Annotated in this window: 15 protein-coding genes and 1 other annotated feature; all 15 genes read left to right on the forward strand. The window is 43.2% G+C overall.

Annotated features, from left to right (window positions below; translation table 11 throughout):
- Positions 1 to 117 precede the first annotated feature (117 nt).
- The 15 genes from clpP (at position 118) to ACSAJE_RS01215 (ending at position 21,138) form a co-directional block, all read left to right on the forward strand.
- Complete coding sequence (gene clpP / locus ACSAJE_RS01145) at positions 118 to 705, forward strand: ATP-dependent Clp endopeptidase proteolytic subunit ClpP (RefSeq protein ID WP_118506512.1); 588 nt, start codon at positions 118 to 120, stop codon at positions 703 to 705.
- Between the two features lie 87 nt (positions 706 to 792).
- A complete protein-coding gene (gene clpX, locus ACSAJE_RS01150) occupies positions 793 to 2,070 on the forward strand; it encodes an ATP-dependent Clp protease ATP-binding subunit ClpX (RefSeq protein WP_458009484.1) in 1,278 nt (425 codons plus the stop codon).
- A gap of 86 nt (positions 2,071 to 2,156) precedes the next feature.
- Positions 2,157 to 4,478: an endopeptidase La gene (gene lon / locus ACSAJE_RS01155; RefSeq protein ID WP_458009485.1), complete on the forward strand. Its 2,322-nt coding sequence runs from the start codon at positions 2,157 to 2,159 to the stop codon at positions 4,476 to 4,478.
- Positions 4,479 to 4,505: 27 nt separating this feature from the next.
- Positions 4,506 to 5,114, forward strand: coding sequence for a ribosome biogenesis GTP-binding protein YihA/YsxC (yihA, locus tag ACSAJE_RS01160; protein ID WP_118506475.1), 609 nt, complete (start codon positions 4,506 to 4,508; stop codon positions 5,112 to 5,114).
- A gap of 78 nt (positions 5,115 to 5,192) precedes the next feature.
- Positions 5,193 to 6,878 (forward strand): NlpC/P60 family protein, encoded by a 1,686-nt coding sequence (locus ACSAJE_RS01165; RefSeq protein WP_118690068.1) that lies wholly within the window; start codon positions 5,193 to 5,195, stop codon positions 6,876 to 6,878.
- Positions 6,879 to 6,995: 117 nt separating this feature from the next.
- On the forward strand, positions 6,996 to 8,033 hold the full coding sequence (locus ACSAJE_RS01170) for a D-alanine--D-alanine ligase family protein (RefSeq protein ID WP_458009486.1): 1,038 nt from the start codon (positions 6,996 to 6,998) through the stop codon (positions 8,031 to 8,033).
- Positions 8,034 to 8,041: 8 nt separating this feature from the next.
- On the forward strand, positions 8,042 to 9,412 hold the full coding sequence (locus tag ACSAJE_RS01175; protein WP_458009487.1) for a UDP-N-acetylmuramoyl-tripeptide--D-alanyl-D-alanine ligase: 1,371 nt from the start codon (positions 8,042 to 8,044) through the stop codon (positions 9,410 to 9,412).
- A 15-nt stretch (positions 9,413 to 9,427) separates the two neighbouring features.
- Positions 9,428 to 9,674 (forward strand) — a binding site (T-box leader).
- A 186-nt stretch (positions 9,675 to 9,860) separates the two neighbouring features.
- Entirely contained in the window at positions 9,861 to 10,880 is a 1,020-nt protein-coding gene (gene pheS, locus ACSAJE_RS01180; RefSeq protein ID WP_022026284.1) for a phenylalanine--tRNA ligase subunit alpha, read from the forward strand.
- Between the two features lie 105 nt (positions 10,881 to 10,985).
- Positions 10,986 to 13,427 carry a phenylalanine--tRNA ligase subunit beta gene (gene pheT, locus ACSAJE_RS01185; protein WP_458009488.1) on the forward strand — a complete coding sequence of 814 codons (2,442 nt, stop codon included), beginning with the start codon at positions 10,986 to 10,988 and terminating at the stop codon, positions 13,425 to 13,427.
- Between the two features lie 19 nt (positions 13,428 to 13,446).
- Complete coding sequence (locus ACSAJE_RS01190; protein ID WP_118690071.1) at positions 13,447 to 13,923, forward strand: VanZ family protein; 477 nt, start codon at positions 13,447 to 13,449, stop codon at positions 13,921 to 13,923.
- Between the two features lie 31 nt (positions 13,924 to 13,954).
- Positions 13,955 to 14,290 carry a DUF6142 family protein gene (locus ACSAJE_RS01195; RefSeq protein ID WP_118506480.1) on the forward strand — a complete coding sequence of 112 codons (336 nt, stop codon included), beginning with the start codon at positions 13,955 to 13,957 and terminating at the stop codon, positions 14,288 to 14,290.
- 48 nt (positions 14,291 to 14,338) lie between these two features.
- On the forward strand, positions 14,339 to 15,148 hold the full coding sequence (locus tag ACSAJE_RS01200) for a hypothetical protein (RefSeq protein ID WP_458009489.1): 810 nt from the start codon (positions 14,339 to 14,341) through the stop codon (positions 15,146 to 15,148).
- A gap of 277 nt (positions 15,149 to 15,425) precedes the next feature.
- Entirely contained in the window at positions 15,426 to 17,219 is a 1,794-nt protein-coding gene (locus ACSAJE_RS01205) for an ammonium transporter (RefSeq protein WP_118690073.1), read from the forward strand.
- A 268-nt stretch (positions 17,220 to 17,487) separates the two neighbouring features.
- Complete coding sequence (locus ACSAJE_RS01210; RefSeq protein ID WP_118690074.1) at positions 17,488 to 18,195, forward strand: response regulator transcription factor; 708 nt, start codon at positions 17,488 to 17,490, stop codon at positions 18,193 to 18,195.
- A 90-nt stretch (positions 18,196 to 18,285) separates the two neighbouring features.
- On the forward strand, positions 18,286 to 21,138 hold the full coding sequence (locus ACSAJE_RS01215) for a sensor histidine kinase (RefSeq protein ID WP_458009490.1): 2,853 nt from the start codon (positions 18,286 to 18,288) through the stop codon (positions 21,136 to 21,138).
- Positions 21,139 to 21,150 lie beyond the last annotated feature (12 nt).

The raw sequence follows: 21,150 nt of genomic DNA on the forward strand, positions 1-21,150 counted from the left end.
CCATCCGCATCAGGAAGCTGTTTCAGCTGCCTGATGGGCTGGCGTTTTTGTTAAGTCTAAGAGAGTATGTCCTGCAGCTTAGTATTTGCAGGTACATGGAAAGGCATGGTGAGCACAATGAGTTATAGTATTCCTTATGTTATTGAAAAAACGAGTGGCGGAGAGCGTTCGTATGATATTTATTCCAGATTGTTGCAGGACCGCATTATTATTTTATCCAACGAGGTAAATGATGATATTGCGAGTTTGGTAGTATCTCAGCTGTTGTTTTTGGAATCTCAGGATCCAAACAAAGATATCAGCCTTTATATCAACAGTCCGGGAGGATCTGTTAGTGCAGGATTTGCCATCTATGATACAATGAATTATGTAAAATGTGATGTTTCTACAATTTGTATGGGCCTTGCGGCAAGCATGGGTGCATTTTTGTTAGCAGGAGGAGCTAAAGGAAAACGACTTGCCCTTCCAAATGCGGAGATTATGATCCATCAGCCATCCGGCGGCGCCAAAGGTCAGGAAACAGAGATTCGTATCGTCGCAGAACAGATCTTAAAGACAAGAAGTCGTTTGAATGAAATTTTGGCAGAAAATACCGGTAAGCCATTAGAAGTTATCCAGGCTGATACAGAGCGTGATAACTATATGACGGCTGCAGAAGCAAAAGAGTATGGTTTGATCGATGAGATCGTGACTAACCGTAAATAACAGACTGTATTCACTGTTACGATCGTGAAATAGAGATCTGTATAAAGTTATTGTAAGAGTGGGGGAATATCAGGCAGGGAGGTAGTCATGTCAGGAAAAAAAGATGATATATTAAAATGTTCTTTTTGTGGAAAGACACAGGATCAGGTGACGCGTCTGATCGCAGGACCGGGTGTGTATATTTGTGACCAGTGTGTAGAACTTTGCTCAGAGATCATGGAAGATGAGATGACACAGAAGGCAGAGCAGGTCGACAATGATACTGAGATCAATTTGCTTAAGCCAAAAGAGATCAAGGATTTTTTGGATGAGTATGTAGTTGGACAGGATGACGCAAAGAGAGCTCTTTCCGTAGCAGTTTATAACCATTATAAACGTGTGTTGTCTGCAAAAGATATGGATGTTGAGATTCAAAAGAGTAATATTATCATGGTGGGACCTACAGGTTCCGGTAAGACTTTTTTGGCACAGACATTAGCAAAGATATTAAACGTTCCGTTTGCCATTGCAGATGCAACTGCACTGACGGAGGCAGGATATGTCGGAGAAGATGTTGAAAATATTCTGTTAAAGATCATTCAGGCAGCGGATTATGATATGGATCGTGCGGAGCATGGTATTATTTATATCGATGAGATTGACAAGATCACCCGTAAGGGCGAGAATGTTTCGATCACTCGTGATGTTTCCGGTGAAGGTGTACAGCAGGCACTGCTCAAGATCTTAGAGGGAACGGTAGCCAGTGTACCACCGCAGGGTGGAAGAAAACATCCTCATCAGGAGTTCTTCCAGTTAGACACATCCAATATTCTATTTATTTGTGGTGGAGCGTTCGATGGTTTGGAGAAGATCATAGAGGGACGTATCGGTCAGAAATCCATTGGATTTAATGCTGAGATCGCAGATAAGCGTGATGAGACAATTGGAGATCTGTTCCGACAGGTATTGCCGGAAGATTTTGTGAAGTTTGGTTTGATCCCTGAGATCATTGGTCGTCTTCCGGTTACGGTAGCATTAGATCTTTTGGATGAGAAAGCACTGGAAAAGATTTTGGTAGAGCCTAAAAATGCGATCACAAAACAGTATCAAAAACTGTTTGAAATGGATGGCGTGAAATTGTCGTTTGAACCGGAAGCGATCCAGGCTGTTGCAAAACAGTCGTCAGAACGCAAGACCGGCGCAAGAGGACTGCGTGCGATCATGGAAAATGTAATGCAGAATGTGATGTATGAGGTTCCATCCGTGGATGACATTAAAGAATGTGTTATTACAGAGCAGTCAGTTTTAGGTGAGGAAGAACCAAAGTTGATCACAAAAGAGGACGAAGTTAAGCAGTTGACAGTGGATAAAGATGCAACTGCATAAACAAACTTTGTACTTTTTACGAATGTTGCAGGGGTAACGTAAGATGCGTTGCCCCTTTTGTGGATAAGATACAAGGAGAGAATGGAATGAATAATCAAAAAATTCCAATGATCATCCTGTCAGAGTGTGTTGTATTTCCGGGAAGTTCTGTGTATTTGAATTTGTATGACAGTCGCTCCGAAAATGCGGTATCACAAGCTATTGGACCGGGTGGAAAACTGGTTGGAGTCACAAGGATGCCGGCAGAAACGGCAGACGATGATCATTCAAAATTATATTCGGTGGGAACGTTATTGGAAGTCAAACAGATGAATACGCCGAGAAAAGGACATCCACAGGCTGTTGTACGTGGCGTTTGCCGTGTTATGATTGAAGAAGTCCATCGGGAATCGGATTGTTATTATTGTGAATATAGTGAATTTCAAGAAATAGAGTCAGAGGAAGATTCCCAGACGATCCTTGCGATGGGCAGCATTCTCAATGCCCTGCAAAGAAAATATGCGGAATTTAGAGAAGATGTTCCTGCTACAGTATGGGATGCTATTGCTGATGAGAAGGACCGCGGGGCTTATGTCGATCAACTTAGCGGATTGTTAGAAAGTGATTATACACAAAAACAAAAGCTTTTGGAGGAGCCATCCATTGACGAACGCGAAAAGCGGCTTGCTGTCTACATGACGCAGGAGATCAATCTGTTTATTGAACAGGAGAAGATTCAAAAAAAGATCAGAGAAAATATAGATAAGAAGCAGATGGAGATGTATCTGCGAGAGCAGATCGATGCTATTCATGAGGAACTTGGTGATGATGACGTAGGCTCTCAGGCAGCTAAATATCTTCATAAATTAGAGAAACTAAAGGCTCCTAAGCGTGTTAAAAAGGCGATTCGTGAAGAAATTATGCGTTATCAGCGTTTTGCCAAAAATCCATCGGAAAGTGAAATGATCCGTGATTATCTGGATAATCTGTTTGCGTTTCCATGGAAGAAAAAGTCTGAGGAGAGCTTAGATCTTGCGTATGCAGCACAGGTGTTGGATGAGGATCATTATGGTCTTACTAAAGTAAAAGAACGTATTTTGGAATGTTTGGCGGTAAAGGCAATGAAGAAAGATGCAGTGAGTCCGATCCTTTGTCTGGTCGGTCCTCCGGGAACCGGTAAAACATCGATCGCCCGTTCAGTCGCAAGGGCATTGGGACGCAGTTATGTTCGCATTTGTCTTGGCGGTGTCAATGACGAGGCGGAGATACGTGGACACAGAAGAACGTATGTCGCATCTATGCCGGGACGGATCGTAAAGGCGTTTTGTCAGGCAAAAACCAATAATCCATTGGTTTTGCTGGACGAAATCGATAAGATCGGAAAAGATTATAAAGGGGATCCGTCCGCAGCGTTGTTAGAGGTGTTAGATCCTGAACAAAATAAGCATTTTTCGGATCATTATATGGAAATACCGATCAATTTGTCTCATGCGATGTTTTGGTGTACTGCTAATTCATTGGAGTTAATTCCGCTGCCGCTTCGTGACCGTATGGAGATCATTCAACTGTCCGGATATACGGACAATGAAAAATTTCATATCGCCAAAGAATTTTTGTGGAAAAAACAGAAAAATGCCAATGGTTTGACAAATTCACAGATTACAATAACGGATAAGGCAATTCGTATGATTATTGCTCGTTACACCAGAGAGGCAGGAGTGCGTGATCTGGAGCGCAAACTTATATTGTTGTGCCAGAAGGCAGCGAAAATCATTGCAACAGGTGAGAAAGATAAGGTTCGTATATCGGAACGCAATCTGAAAGAGTATCTTGGCAAAGAAGTGCATACCATCCGGATGGCGAATAAGAGAGCGCAAGTCGGTATTGTACGCGGATTGGCATGGACGGCTGTTGGTGGAGAGACGTTAGAGGTCGAAGTTGGTATTATGCCCGGAAACGGTAAGCTGCTGCTTACCGGCAAGTTAGGGGATGTCATGAAGGAATCAGCACAGATCGCATTAACGTATGTGCGAAGCCAGACCGCAAAGCTGGTGAAAGACTCTTATTATGCAGAACATGATATTCATATTCATGTACCGGAAGGCGCCGTGCCGAAGGATGGGCCATCTGCAGGTGTTACAATGGCAACGGCATTATATTCTGCGGTGACAGGATGGAAAGTCAGAGCCGATATAGCAATGACGGGAGAAATCAGCTTACGTGGATCAGTGCTTGCTATTGGTGGTCTTAAGGAGAAAATGCTTGCGGCGAAAGCAGCCGGGATCGCTCAGGTGTTCATTCCGAAAGATAATGAGAGTGATCTCGTGGAATTTTCGGAGGACATTTTAGAAGGGATCACGGTTACTCCGGTGTCTTCGGTAAAGGAAATATGGAAGCAGAGTATAGAAACTGCCTCCGGCGAAGCATAAGAACATGGAAAGGCATGGGATAATAGAATGAAAGTAACGAGTGTTAATTTAGAGACAGTTTGTGGTATTACAAGTAAATTGCCGGAAAATGACAAATTGGAAGTCGCTTTTGCCGGGCGTTCCAATGTAGGAAAGTCTTCCTTGATCAATGCACTGATGAATCGTAAATCTTATGCACGTACTTCGCAGCAGCCGGGTAAAACACAGACGATCAACTTTTATAATATTAATGAATTGTTGTATTTTGTTGATCTGCCGGGATATGGTTATGCGAAAGTGTCACAGGATACAGTCAAAAAGTGGGGGAAGATGATTGACGGATATCTGCACCAGTCAAAGGTGCTGCGTCTGGTCTTTTTGCTGGTGGATATACGGCATAAACCTAATCAAAATGATATACAGATGTATGAATGGTGTGTCAATTATGGATTTAATCCGATCATTATTGCAACTAAATCGGATAAGATCAAGCGTTCACAATTGCAAAAACAGATCAAGCAGATCAAAGATGCACTGCAGGTAGTAGATGGAACGCCGGTTATTCCGTTTTCTGCGTTGAATAAAAGCGGACGGGATGAGATCTGGGAATACATTGATATGATGTATGAAGGATTTCAGGCAGAGCGATCACAATAGGGGAATCGATGTCTGATACCAGTGATAATTTAGGGCAGACGGATTATTTACAAGGTGAATTAAATGTAAGGAGGAAACATGGAGGCAACAAAGAAAACACAAGGGAAATGGCAGATCATGTGTCTGGTACTGCTGCTTGCAGGAATGATTTTTGGAATCAGCAGAGATGCGGCTGCTTTAGAACGTATTTTTACCGAAAATGAGCAAAGTGTTTATGTGGGAGATCAATTTGATCTGATGAATCTGGTAGAACCGGATATGAAAGCAGGAACAACATTTCACTTGACAGAAACATCAACGGAAACGGCGTCAGTGACAAAAACCGGAATTTTGACTTGTTTGAAAGAGGGAACGGTGACGGTTGAGGCGGAGCGCAAAAATGACGATGATACATCATATAAAGATACGATCGAGATTAATGTGATCGCACCGGAACAGGTCAAACTTGCTTATGGACAGAGTGTTTCTAAGCCGATGCAGGAATATTTGCTGCAGATGGGTTATACGTTGTCGGCAGATAGAAATAGTGTCACAATTAGTGAAGACGGCTCTCTGCAGGCAGTGGGGTTTCGCCCTTCCGTGATCTACGCGGACAATGGACGTGGCAGCTGTTTTGCAATAGCAGAAGTAACGATTGAGACACCGAGTTATTCACAAGAGTATGTTACACGTGCTGTTGGCAGCAAGGCAACCGCTGTCGGTGTTGACGGTTTTTCCTTTATCGGAAGTGGCAGTGAAAAGATCACTTATGCAACCGAAGATAATAAAGTGGCTGTTTGGACAACGCAGGGAATACAGGCTGTAGCTAAGGGGCAGACGACACTGAAAGCGACGCTCACTGCATATAACAAGGACACGATAACACTTACGATGCCGGTATATGTGACAACACCAACGGTATCCGGTAAGACAGTGATCTTGGCATCCGGCTGTGTGAAGAAGCCTTCGATCAGCGGAACAATCGCACAAAGTAAGATTACCTGGGATCCTGAAAAACAGGGTGCGGCATATTTTACAGAGCAAGGTGATATTTTTGCAAATTATAAGGGATCGAAAAAACTAACATTGAATATCGATGGATTAGATTTTTCTATTTTGGTTCGTGTCAGTAATCCTACCTATGCGGATTTCAACATTATCATGTACAAAGGAATGGGAAAGACGCTGAAGCTTAAAGGACTTGTGCCAGGAAGTAAGGTTAGCTTTTCCTCTAACAATAAGAAAAAGGTAACGATTACATCCAGAGGCAAAATGAAAGCGAAGAAGATCAGTCATACAAATATTACAGTAAAGGCGGATGGACGCACGTTTAAGATCTGGGTTGAGATTTCCAGTAAACGGGGTTATCGGGCATCCAAGAAAGCGATTGCGATCTCTAAGACGAAGACGACATACAGTCAGGCACGTAGAATGTCTAAGAGTTTTTACGACTGCAGTTCGTTAGTTTCTCGAGTATATCGTAAATATGATGTATATTTTGGATCGAAAAGCGGCTGGTCACCGGTTGCCGCAGATATTGGAAAATGGTGCACCAGAAATCATAAAGTTATTGCAAAAAAAGCGGTTTCTTATAAAAAACTGCTTCCGGGAGACTTGATCTTTTTCTCCGGCTGGCGTAATGGAAGATACAAGAATATCACGCATATTGAGATATATACCGGCGGCGCAAAGGATGTGTCTGCAAGCAGCCGTTACGGGAAAGTGGTTCATTATGGATATGGCAAAGGAGATTCTGTGGTGTTGGTAGCACGTCCTACAAAATAGGAAATTGTTTGTTAGAAGCAGGAAGGGCAATGCATTAGCGTTGCCCTTTTGCATGTAGTGTGCTAAGATAGAGTGGCGTAAATAATTAGCATGTAAAACAAAAATGGAGGCACAGTTATGAACATCATCGTATTGGCTGGAGGACTTAGTACAGAAAGAGACGTATCGTTTAGCACCGGAGAAGACGTGTGCAAAGCGCTGCGTGAAAGGGGACATCAGGCAGCAATGCTGGATGTTTTTTTAGGATATGAAGGAGATGTTTCAGAGGACTTTTTTGTAAGAAATGATGCGATCCGCTCGGACGATAAAAAGATCAAGTCCATAGACCCGGATCTGGATCAGATCAAGCAGATGCGTGGAGATTGCGAGGATGGTTTCTTTGGACCGAATGTTCTGGCACTTTGCCGAAAGGCAGATATCGTATATATGGCGTTGCATGGCGCAGATGGAGAAAATGGTAAAGTACAGGCAGCGTTCGATCTGCTTGGCATTCGTTACACAGGTTCCGGCTGCGTAGGCAGTGCGGTTGCCATGGATAAAGGATTGTCCAAAAAGATCTTTTTGGAGGCAGGGATCCCAACGCCGAAAGGATTTTCCGTTCGCAAAGGACAGAGTGGCGATCTGCCGGAAGATATGGCATATCCGATCGTTGTGAAACCATGTTGTGGTGGTTCCAGTGTTGGCGTCAGTATGGTACAGAGTGCTGAGGAATATGAGACCGCGCTTCAGACGGCATTTCGCTATGAAGATGAAGTCGTTGTGGAGGAGTGTATCAAAGGAAGAGAGTTTTCTGCCGGCGTGCTTGGTGAAGAGAGCCTGCCGATCATAGAGATCATTCCGAAAGCAGGATTTTATGATTACGAAACGAAATATCAGCCGGGAATGGCAATGGACGTATGTCCTGCGGAATTGTCAGAAGAAAAAACAAAAGAGATGCAGAATTATGCAAAGAAAGTATATGATGAGTTGAAGTTAGAGGTGTATGGACGTATCGATTTTCTGATGGACGCAGACGGAAATCTGTTCTGTCTGGAAGCAAATACACTGCCGGGAATGACGCCGACTAGTCTGCTGCCACAGGAAGCTGCAGCGATTGGTATGGATTATGGAACGTTGTGTGAGAAGATTATCTCGCTGGCTATGGAGAAGAAATGAGGTTTCGTATGTTGACAATGACACCTAAAAAAATTGCGGAAATATGCGGTGGTACCTATTATGGGGATCGGGATTTGGCTACAAAGGAGATCACCGGAGTTGTGACGGATAACCGGCAGGTGACAGAAGGTGGAATGTTTGTGGCGATCAAAGGGGCAAAGGTGGATGGAAACCGTTTCGTTCCGGCTGCCTATGAAAGCGGGGCACTTTGCTGCATGTCAGAAGATGAGCCTGGTGAGCAGAAAAAGGCTTATATTCAGGTCAAAGACTGCCTGCAGGCGATCAAAGATATGGCAGCGTATTACAGGACAATATGTACCTTGCCTATAGTAGGAATTACCGGAAGTGTTGGAAAGACTACGACCAAAGAGATGTTAGCGTCTGTGCTCTCAACACACTTTAACACATTAAAGACATTAGGTAATTTTAATAACGAATTGGGAATGCCGCTTACATTACTTCGCCTGCGTGAGGAACACGAGGCAGCCATCGTGGAAATGGGAATCAGTGATTTTGGAGAAATGAGCCGCATGACAGCGATTGCCAGACCGGATATGTGTGTGATCACCAATATCGGCTGCTGTCATCTGGAACAATTGGGTGACAGAGATGGCGTGTTAAAAGCCAAAACCGAGATATTTCAAGGAATGAAAGAAGGCGGCACTGTTTTTTTGAACGGTGACGACGATAAATTGATCACGGTAACGCAGGTACATGGAAAACGACCGGTATTTTTCGGATTGAATGACAACAACGATGTACATCCGTTGAAAATCACATCTAAGGGATTATCCGGTACGGATGTGACCGTGCAGACCTCTAGGGGAACGCTTCAGATCACCATTCCGGTTCCGGGACGTCATATGATCACCAATGCGCTTGCTGCAGTAGCAGTAGGTCAGCAGATGGGGTTGTCGGACGAGGAGATCGTTCAGGGGATTGCAGCGTTTCGTCCGGTCGATGGTCATGGCAGTGTGTTTGTAACGGAACACTTTACGATCATGGATGACTGTTATAATGCTAATCCGGTATCCATGCAGGCAGGGGTTCGCCTGTTATCTGAAGTGCCGGAACGTAAAGTCGCCATTCTTGGTGATATGTTTGAGCTTGGAGCAGAGGAAGAAAAGCTGCATTACGAAACGGGAAGATATGTGGCTGGATGCGGTCTGGATCAGATCATATGCATTGGAACGCTGGCAAAACAATATCTTGCCGGAATTACGGATGTCGATCCTTCTGCCAATGTAATCTGGTTTGCGACACTGGAGGAGGCGATGGCGAAATTGCCCGATCTGCTGAAAGAACAGGATGCCATTTTGGTAAAAGCTTCCCATGGTATGCATTTTGAAAAGATTGTTGCGTATTTTAGAGAAATGTGATAAAATTTGGATTTGAGAAAAGTGATGATCGTGTTTAGTAGTTTGCTATGATTCGATGAAGAGAGAGGATGTCCCCGGCTGTAAGCATCCTGTGCGTTCCCATAGTAAATGAATTTCTCACGGGAGCTGCAGCTTTGAAGATTTTTTGTGTAGAGGCTGACGTTTGCACACGTTACGTGTAATGAAGAGTTTATGTGAAGTAGAGAAGATATTCTCTTTCCATAAAAAGCAGGGTGGTACCGCGGAGAGATCCGTCCCTGACGTAGGATGACTGCGACAGGGCAATGCTTATATTTTTGAGAAGAAGCAGGAAAGTTCTGGCAGCAGAGGTTTCTTGCTTGTTTTTCTTTAACGGCAGGGAATTTACTGTTTGGACTTACGACAGCGTCAGCAGTCTGGTGCGGCACAAACCGCGCAAACATTTCAACATAAGAAAGGAACTGATATGATGAAAGAAAAGTTGACCAAAATTTTAGAGGATGCACTGGGCCAGATCGACCGCACAGAGCAGTTGGAGCATTTGAATGATGTGAAAGTGGCATTCTTAGGCAAGAAGGGTGAATTAACTTCAGTGCTAAAGTCAATGAAAGACGTTGCGCCGGAGGATCGTCCAAAGGTCGGACAGCTTGTCAATGAGGCGCGCGCTAAGATCGAGACGAGATTGGAAGAAAAACGGGCCGCTTTTGAAAAAGCAATTCAGGAAGAAAAGATTAAGAGCGAGACAATTGATGTAACATTACCGGGCACAATGTTGCCAAAGGGTCATCGTCATCCGAATACGATCACCTTAAAAGAAGTAGAGGATATTTTTGTTGGTATGGGATATGAAGTAGTAGAAGGGCCTGAGGTTGAGTATGATTACTATAACTTTGAAGCACTTAATATTCCGGCAAATCACCCGGCAAAAGACGAGCAGGATACGTTTTATATTACAAAAGATATTTTACTTCGTTCCCAGACATCTTCGGTACAGGTGCATGAAATGGAAAAGGGCAAACTGCCGATCCGCATGATCGCACCGGGACGAGTATTTCGTTCGGATGAAGTAGATGCAACCCATTCACCGACTTTCCATCAGATTGAAGGTCTTGTCATTGATAAAAATATCACGTTTGCGGATCTGAAAGGAACGCTGCAGGAGTTTGCAAAGCGTTTGTTTGGTGAAGAGACCAAAGTAAAGTTCCGCCCGCATCATTTTCAGTTTACAGAGCCTAGCGCAGAGATGGATGTTACCTGTTTTAAGTGTGGCGGTAAGGGCTGCCGTTTCTGCAAGGGTTCCGGTTGGGTTGAGATCTTAGGCTGTGGTATGGTTCATCCACATGTATTGGAAATGAGCGGAATTGATCCGGAAGAGTATACCGGTTTTGCCTTCGGTGTCGGTTTGGAGCGTATCGCATTGTTCAAGTATGAGATTGACGATATGAGACTGCTTTATGAGAACGACACACGTTTCTTGAAACAGTTTTAAATAGGACATAAGATTAGGAAGATGTTTACAGGAAACAGACAACGAGAATGAAGAATGCAGCGGTCGGAGTATTTACGATAGAGACTGCGGAAAAGAGGTAAATAAATGGATACATCATTATCATGGATAAAAGCATATGTGCCGGATCTTGATTGTACGGCACAGGAATATACAGATGCAATGACATTGTCAGGAACGAAGGTAGAGGGATTCACAGAGTTTGATAAGAATCTCGACAAGATCATTGTTGGCAAGATCAATAAGATCGAAAAACATCCGGATGCGGATAAGCTTGTGATTTGTCAGGTACAGATAAATGAAGAGGGTGAAGAAGTTCAGATTGTAACCGGAGCAGCAAATGTCAAAGAAGGTGATAAGGTTCCGGTCGTATTGGACGGCGGACATGTTGCAAGTTCACACAAAGATGGGGAAAACGAGAATGGTTTTAAGATCAAAAAGGGAAAACTGCGTGGCGTAGAATCATTCGGAATGATGTGTTCGATCGAAGAGTTAGGATCTACGACGGACATGTATCCGGATGCAGCCAAAGACGGAATTTATATTTTAAGCGACAATCCGGAGTACAAAGATGCACCGATTGGATCAGATGCAATAGAACTGCTTGGATTACACGATGTGACTTTTGAATATGAGATCACATCTAATCGTGTAGACTGCTTTGGTGTTCTCGGTATTGCACGTGAAGTAGCAGCTACGTTTGGTAAAAAATTTGTTCCTCCGGTTGTAACGAAAACAGGAAACGATGAAGATGTGAATGATTATATCTCCGTTGATGTACAAAGTCCGGAATTGTGTCCACGTTATGTTGCCAGAGTTGTCAAAAACATCAAATTGGCACCATCACCTGAGTGGATGCAGAGAAGACTGGCGTCTGTTGGTATTCGTCCGATCAATAATATTGTTGATATTACCAACTATGTTATGGAAGAGTTTGCGCAGCCAATGCACGCATATGATCTGGATACAATCGAGGATCACAAGATCGTAGTCCGTAAGGCAAATGCCGGTGAGCCGTTTAAGACATTAGATGGACAGGAGCGCACCTTAGATGACAGTATGTTAATGATCTGTGATGGTAAGAAACCGATCGGTCTTGCCGGTATTATGGGTGGTGAAAATTCCATGATCACAGATGATGTAAAGACAATGTTGTTTGAGGCTGCTACATTCGATGGGACGAACATCCGTCTGTCCGGAAAGAAGCTTGGTATGCGTACCGATGCGCAGGCAAAATTTGAAAAGGGACTGGATCCGAACAATGCAATGGATGCAATGGATCGTGCCTGCCAGTTGATCGAAGAACTGGGCGCCGGTGAAGTGGTTGGCGGTGCAGTGGACTTTTATCCGGTAAAGAAAGAGCCGCTCCGCATTGCGTATGATCCGGCTAAGATCAACGCACTTCTTGGAACGGATATTTCAGAAGAAGATATGATTCGTTACTTTGAAACGATCGATCTTCCGGTAGACCGCGAGAAGAGAGAAGTAATTGTACCGACCTGGCGTCAGGATCTGGAGCGTATGGCAGATCTTGCAGAGGAAGTTGCAAGATTTTACGGTTATGATAACATCCCGATGACGCTGCCAAGCGGTGCTGCAACGTCCGGTGGATTATCTCAGAAATTACAGCACGAAGATATGGTTCGTGAAGTAGTTGAAAATTACGGCTTCTGCGAGGGTATGACATTTTCGTTTGAAAGCCCGAAAGTATATGATAAACTGAATCTTTCCGAGGATGATGTGCTTCGCAAGAGTATTCAGATCACGAATCCTTTGGGCGAGGATTACAGTGTAATGCGTACTTCCGCACTTGGTGGAATGTTAACTTCTCTGGCTACGAACTTTAAGCGGCGTAATCAGGAAGTGCGCTTATATGAGCTTGCCAATGTTTACCTTCCAAAGCAGCTTCCGCTTACTGAACTGCCGGATGAGAGAATGCAGCTCACGCTCGGTATGTATGGTAAGGTTGATTTCTTTGATATGAAGGGTGTCGTACAGGCTGTGTTAGAGCGTATGGGGATTAAGACGGCTGCTGTGAAGTACGATCCAAATGCCGGGAAGAGTTTCCTGCATCCGGGCAGACAGGCAGTTGTTACCTGTGGTGGACAGAGTGTTGCTTATTTGGGAGAAGTGCATCCGGAAGTTCAGAAAAACTTCGGTATCGGTACACGTGCTTATTTAGCAGTTGTTGATATGAAGGTTGTCAGCAGTTTGGCTGATTTTGATGTTAAGTATGAAGGTGTTGCCAAGTTCCCGGCAATGACACGCGATATTAGTTTAACAATGAGCAAAGATGTTTTGGCAGGCGAAGTGGAGGAGATCATCCGCATTCGTGGAGGTAAATTGTTAGAGTCTTGCGAATTGTTTGATATTTATGAGGGAGAGCAGTTGACGAGAGGATATAAATCTTTGGCTTATAAGATTGTATTTAGAGCGTCAGACCGTACGTTGACTGATGATGAAGTCAACAAGTGTATGGATAAGATTATGAATGGACTGGGCGAGAAGAATGTAGTACTTCGTCAATAGTCGCAGAAAGGGATATGATGTGAGAAAAGAGCATAAGCAGAGGATTCGAATAATATCGTGGATATTATTTGGCATATATCTGATCATGATGGTATATTTTTTGTTTTTCAGTGAGCAGATGGGACGTGTACCACGGGATACGTACCAATACAATTTGCAGCCGTTTGCTGAGATTAAGCGGTATCTGTATTATGCCGGCAGAGTGGGGACAGTACTGGTGCTGCTAAATCTGCTAGGCAATATCATATGTTTCATTCCATATGGATTTGTAATACCGGTACTGTCTGTGCGATGCCGCAGTTTTGGAAAGATCCTTCTGCTAAGTTTTTTGGCATCATTACTGGTAGAGAGTATACAATTAGTGTCCAAGTTAGGATCGTTTGATGTAGATGACATTATGCTGAATACACTAGGAGGCATATTGGGATATGTATTGTTTCGATGCTGCAATGCGATACTTCATATTTGGAACAAAAAACGAAACTCACCAAGTTAGCGGGTTATCTTGGGGTATGGAGGATTAGTACATGGCGAGAAAAAAGAAGGAAAGAGAATCTTCTCTACATTTGACAGACAAGCATCATCCGTTATTAGGCATTGTTGCTACGTTGTTGGCGGTTTTGTCGGCAGGGATGTTTGGCGCTGCCTGCGTTGCTGCAAGCGGGAGTAATGGTCATGCAGGTTTGTTAGTCGGATTCGTTGGAATCTGTAGTTTGGTCGTGGCAGGTGTTGGTTTCGTGCTGGCATGGATCAGTCTTCATCAGGAAGATATCCGTCCGCATTTTCCAACAATTGCATCTATATGTAATGGGCTGTTAGTTATCTTTTATCTGATGCTCTATATATGGGGGACCATCGTTTGATCTATGTTTGCATCAAACGTTTTATTGTAGAAAGGAGAACCATTACGTATGGCAGTTCATTTTTCTGATGAGGAAAAAGAAAAACTGAAACAAGACAAAGCATCTATTTATGAGGATCATACCGATGAGGCAATCAAAGAGGAGATTAAAAATCTATCTTGGAAAGGTAAGTTGAAGCAGTTTCAGCATTATTATCTCAAGGGAGTGATCATAGCGGTCGTGATCATAGCGATGATCGGACTGCAGGTATATGATGCGGTTACAAAGGCAGATGTCCTGCTGTTTATCTGTGTGCAGGGAGATGTTATTGATGATGATAATGTAGAAAAGATCCAAAAGACATTGAACGAGTATTTAGGATATCAAGATGGCAAGGAAACCGTTCGCCTGTCTTTAGATGGAGATGATCAGCAGATCCAGACATTTCTGTATTCCGGCACGGCAGATCTTTTGATCTGTTCGGAGGAGAATTTAGAAAAATGGGGGCATGCCGGCTATTTTTATTCGGAAAACGGCAAGGATGGTGCAAAAGGCAATGAAGAGGTTGCGTTTTATTCGGAATATCCGGAAAAATATCGTCGATACACGCAGTATATTTCCGGAGAGGATGTACGCAGTAATACCACGGACAAGAATATGAAGGCATCCGATAAAACGCAGTATTTTACCGGTTTATCGCTCAAGGACAGCGAAAAATATAAACAGCTTGGTGGTATGCTGCCGGATCCGGTCATTGCAATGAGCAATGAGTCAAAACATCCGGAAGATGCGGAGAAGATCATTCGCTATTTGATGGATAACTCCCTAAAGTGGAATCTCAAGATCAAAACGGCGTCAGATGGGCAGAATACGAAGTAGTCAAAATTTTAGATTCATTTTTGAAAAAATTTAGGAATTTTTCACAAATTGATAAAAAAATGAAAATAAAGGTTGACGAAAATTTATTTTCTGCTATAATTTCAGTTATGACAAAGGTGTCACGAAGAGAATTCGTGGCACCTTTTTTCGTTTCATTGATAATTTTTTGGTGAAACGGGCAAGGTCAACATTTGATGTCCTAATTAACGTCCGGACAACGTATTCATTTATGAATTGGGATCATATGAAAAACTACAACAAAAAGGAGGATATCGTTATGTCAAAAGAAGTGATTACTTATATTAACGAGAATCTATATGGTATTTGGTTTTTGATCGGTGCCGCATTAGTATTTTGGATGCAGGCCGGATTCGCAATGGTTGAGACAGGTTTTACAAGAGCAAAAAATGCAGGTAACATCATCATGAAAAACCTGATGGACTTCTGTATTGGAACCGTGACATTCATTTTGATCGGTGCATCATTGCTCTTGGGCGAGGATTTCCTGGGATTTATCGGAAAACCCGGCTTGGATATTTTTACAGCTTACAAGGATTTTAATTACTCCGCATTTGTATTTAACTTAGTATTCTGTGCCACAACGGCAACGATCGTTTCCGGTGCAATGGCAGAGCGTACCAAGTTCTTATCTTACTGTGTATACTCTGCAGTAATCTCTGCGTTTATCTATCCGATCGAGGCACATTGGATCTGGGGTGGCGGTTGGCTGTCTCAGTTAGGATTCCATGATTTTGCAGGATCTTGTGCAATCCATATGGTTGGTGGTATCTCAGCGCTGATCGGTGCTAAAATACTTGGACCTCGTATTGGAAAGTACAGTGTACGTACCGGTAAGCCGCATGCTATTCCGGGACATAATATTCCGATCGGTGCACTTGGTGTATTCATCCTGTGGTTAGGCTGGTATGGATTTAATGGTGCAGCAGCAACGTCATTAAGAGATTTAGGATCTATCTTCCTTACAACAACAATTTCTCCTGCAATTGCTACGGTAGTATGTATGATCTTTACTTGGATCAAATATGGCAGCCCGGATGTTTCTATGTGTTTGAATGCTTCTCTTGCAGGTTTGGTTGCGATCACTGCACCTTGTGATGTAACAGATGCAGCAGGTGCGGTAGTGATCGGTGCTGTAGCCGGATTGTTGGTAGTGTTTGGTGTATGGTTGTTAGATTATAAGTTGAAGATTGATGATCCGGTAGGTGCCGTAGCAGTACATATGATGAACGGTATCTGGGGTACATTTGCAACAGGTTTATTTGCAACTAAGTCAGCACCGGGCTTCCAGATTGCATTAGATAGCGGTGCGATCAAATCACAGGGTCTTTTCTATGGCGGTGGATTTGGTCAGCTTGGATTACAGTGTTTGGGTATCCTTTCTGTAGCAGCTTGGACGGCAGTAACAATTTCTATTGCTTTCTTAGTGATCAAAGCAACTCTTGGTCTTCGTGTTACACCGGAAGAAGAGCTTCGTGGTCTGGATGTTACAGAGCATGGCATGCCATCTTCCTATGCAGACTTTATGCCAGCCGGCGATATGTTCTACTCTAGAGGAACATCTGCTGAGATGTTGAAGGGTGAGGTTCCGATCGACAAGGCAGTGGAGGTTGTCAAGGTGACAGGCCGCGAGCCGGTTATTCCACCGACAGCGACTGCTCCTGTCAGAAGTGCACAGGCAAAGGATTCCGATGCTCCAAAGATCACCAAGATCTCTATCGTATGTCAGCAGAGCAAGTTCGAGGATCTGAAGCTTGCCATGAACAATATTGGTGTCAGCGGTATTACCGTAACACAGGTTCTTGGATGTGGTACACAGAAGGGTATTACGACAAGATATCGTGGTGCAGAATTGGATGTTATCCTGTTGCCTAAGATGAAAGTTGAAGTTATCGTCAGTGCCGTTCCGGTAGAAGATGTTATCGAAGCAGCCAGAAAGGCTCTTTACACCGGCAACATTGGCGATGGTAAGATCTTTGTATACGATGTTGAAAATGTCGTAAAGGTTCGTACCGGTGAGGCTGGATTTGATGCTTTGCAGGGCGAAAATTAATAGGATCTCATAAAAAGTTTTTCTCTAATATAATATATTGCAATAAAAAGGAGCTGTGCGCCGGGCGTACAGCTCCTTTTCGGCTGAACAGGAAATTGTTGTTATCTGGTATGATGCATTGTAAAACACAGGCTTTTCTCTTTTTGATCAGAATCTTAATAATTCTTAATAAACAAATGACAGGTTTTATTGTATAATGTCTTTAGCAAATTATTTGCATTTCAATAGAGTCTCAAGGATTGGGCCGGAAAGGTATGGTTAGGGAAGAATGAAGAGAATATTAGTATGTGATGACGATCATGAAATTGTGCAGGCAATCTGCGTGTATTTAACAGATGCCGGATTTGAAATTGTGCGGGCATATAGCGGTAAAGAAGCGTTACAGTGTGTGTTAGATCCTGATCAGCAGATCGATCTGATCATTATGGATGTGATGATGCCGGAAGTAAATGGAATTGAAGCGACGAAGAAGATACGCGAATTATATAATATACCGATCATTATGTTGTCGGCAAAATCAGAAGATGAAGATAAGATCACAGGATTAAAGATCGGTGCGGATGATTACATGACAAAGCCGTTTAATCCGGAAGAGTTGGTGGCACGTGTGGAATCTCAGCTTCGACGGATCGAGATGATACGCGAGGGCAAGAATAAGCGCAGTAATGTGATTCGGATCGGTGGATTAGAGGTAGATGAATCAGAGTCAGATGTTACGGTAGACGGTCGAAAGGTGCGTTTGACACCGATAGAGCATCGGATCCTTCTGTTTTTGGTACGCAATGCTGGAACGACCTACTCATCGACAGAATTATATGAAAATATTTGGGGAGAGATTCCGGTCGACACCAAAAATATTGTGGCTGTTCATATTCGTCATATACGTGAAAAGATTGAGATCGATCCCAAGAATCCACGTTATGTCAAAGTAGTGTGGGGACGTGGTTATAAGATTCAATCACAGACAGAGAATTGATCACTGGTAATACGGTAGAAGGCTGTAGTGTCCTGGCACACGACGACCTGCAGTATGATTTACAATTTGTGTGCAGAAATGAGGTTCTATATGGGAAAATGGCGCGAGTCCCTAGCAGTACATATTGTATTGCCACTTTTACTAGCGGTGGCGATCGGATTTTCGACGGTAGCCGGCATGATCATAGAGGGAACGAAAGAATATGCGAATGAAGGCGGTCAAAAGCAAGAAGATTTTTATGTTTCGCAAAAACAGGTCGAGCAGATGATGGATGGTTATCTGCGATTGTATGAGCAATATATGCAGATTGGAAGCGTTATAGCACCGGATGGCATGATCGATTATGATACGGTTTTGCTGACCTCTTTATCTTCTGGAGAGCATAAACAATATACATTAAAAGAATTGTTACGACGGGCAAACAGTACCGGGCTTCATGCGAGCAGACTGCGTTCTTTTATGTCCGATTTTCAGGACAAGTGCGCCTCCGGAGTCAGTTATCCGATCGAGACACAGTATGCGCTGTCTGCAAGAGATAAGGTCATTGTTGATGATGGACAAGTCTACCAGTTTACGAATCATTCCGGAGTGGGCGTAAGAGAAAAGCAGATTGCGGATGCACTGAAATATGAGTCCAACATGGTGTTGGTAAATAGTCTGACCAAAGATTATGGAAAGCAGTATCAGAAAGATCTGGATATTGAGATTGGACATTTGAATACGATGCCAATACAGTTTCATGCCAGCAGTGTCTATGAAAAATATATTATTACCTATTATGAAAAATATGCGAAATGGTATTTTATTAATAAATTATTGAGATACGCCAAAGATGATCAGGGAAAATGGTCCAAAGAATATCTGGATTTTTACGAGCAATATGAAGCGTATACGGAAACAGAGGAAAAACGGTATAGCAAAAAAGAGTGTCAGAAACTGCTGGAACAGGAGATGGAAGACACGTATGCTCACATTCCGGACAACAAAATGCCATGGTCAATGCACCGTATTCCGAGAACTATGGAAACGGCGACAGATTACGCAGTGTTTTTGGTAGAAACCTATCAGGAATTGCACTATATCTTTTCGGGGACCAATTTTGCATATGGCTATCAGGATTCTGCCGGTATGCTGTTGACGAATAATGAGAATTGGTGGAATCAAGTCGAACGCATGGTTACGGCAGGCAAAGTGGATAAGGCGACGGATAAGAGTAATGTGCTGTTTGCTTATTATAATAACAGAGACTATAACGGACAGAGTAATCTGCCGGAGGATACGTTTGAAATGTCCGGTAATATTCAGGAAAAGATCATGCAGATCGCACAAGAATATCAAGGTCGGTCTTATAGCATTGCCGTTGGATTGGATTTAAATGCAGTTCGTAATAAAACGGTGGCGGATGTTTTTGAAACACAATATATCTGGTCTGACAAGCAGGCGTATTATGCACAGGTCGGGCACAGTCTGTTAATGCCTGCTCTTGTTTTGACGCTGATTTTATTATTTGCTATGTGTTTATGTACAGGGCATCGGGCAGGATATAAGGAGATCGTATTACACAGTGTGGACAAGGTCTGGTTGGAATTGTTGGCTCTATGTGTCCTATTTTTGGTACAGATATATCACTGGATGCTGCAAATGTGGAACGGCTCTATGGCAAGGCTGGATTTTTTGATTGCGGCCATTCTCTTTTGGGCAATGAATTGTCTGGCTGCAGAAATTTTTTTGAGTTTATTAAAACGAATGAAAGCGGGAAACTTTTTGGAGGGAAGTATTCTGTTTCTGTTTGTCCGTGAGATCATATTTGGAAAGCTGCATTTGGGACAGTTTCCGGGATTTGCCAAAAGATTGTTTTATGAATTGCCGATCGGACAGAGATATTTGACCTTGTTTTTACTGGAAGGATTGGCGCAGGGAGTATTGATTGTATATGTATTCCAATTTGTACAGAAATACCGAGGAGTAAAGACAGTCCTTATGGAGCGGAAAGGGATACTATGCCTTGTGGCTTATTTGGTGTTGCTGCTTCTCTTACTTGCAACACAGATTCATAATCTGCGCACGGAGCGGGCGGATCGCATTTTGCTGCGCGAGGTAGAGCAGATGTCAGAAGGAGATTTTTCAATGCACATCGTGGCACCAAGTGGAGCTTCTTACCGACAGACCAAACTGGTACAGTATTTGAATCGTGTTGGCATGCGCGTGGATGAGGCGGTTGAAAAAAGTGTGCGCAGCGAACGAATGAAAACAGAACTGATTGCCAATGTGTCACATGATATTAAGACGCCGCTTACTTCTATTATAAATTATGTGGATCTGTTAGGCAGACAGAATCTTACCAATGAAACGGCGAAGGAATATATTGCAATCTTAGATCGCAAAAGTAAGCGCTTAAAAACATTGATCGAAGACTTGATCGAGGCATCAAAGGCATCCAGTGGTGCGATCGAATTAGAGATGGATGTCATTGATTTTGGCGAAATTGTAACGCAGACGAATGGTGAGTTCGAAGATCTGTTCCAAGAAAATAAATTGGAACTGGAGTGCGATATTCCAAATCATGAGCTGCTCTTTTTGGGAGACGGAAGAAGGGTATACCGTATTTTGGAAAATCTGTATATGAATACAAAAAAATATGCCATGCCGGGTACGCGTGTGTATGTTGCACTGCAGGAGCAGGAAGAAGGAATCGTGTTCTCTATGAAAAATGTGTCGGCGGCCAAGCTAAATATTACACCGGAAGAGCTTACGGAACGTTTCGTGCGTGGAGACAGTTCGCGTTCTACAGAGGGCAGCGGTCTGGGACTTTCTATCGCGAAGAGCCTGACGGAGCTGATGCAGGGAACGTTTCAGATCTTTTTGGATGGCGATCTGTTTCATGTGGAAGTTATGTTTCCGCATTATCAGGAGCAGCAGGAGGAAATGGAAAAGGAAGTATAATATTATCACTGC

It is taken from the genome of Jutongia sp. SJQ-6 (assembly GCF_054161275.1).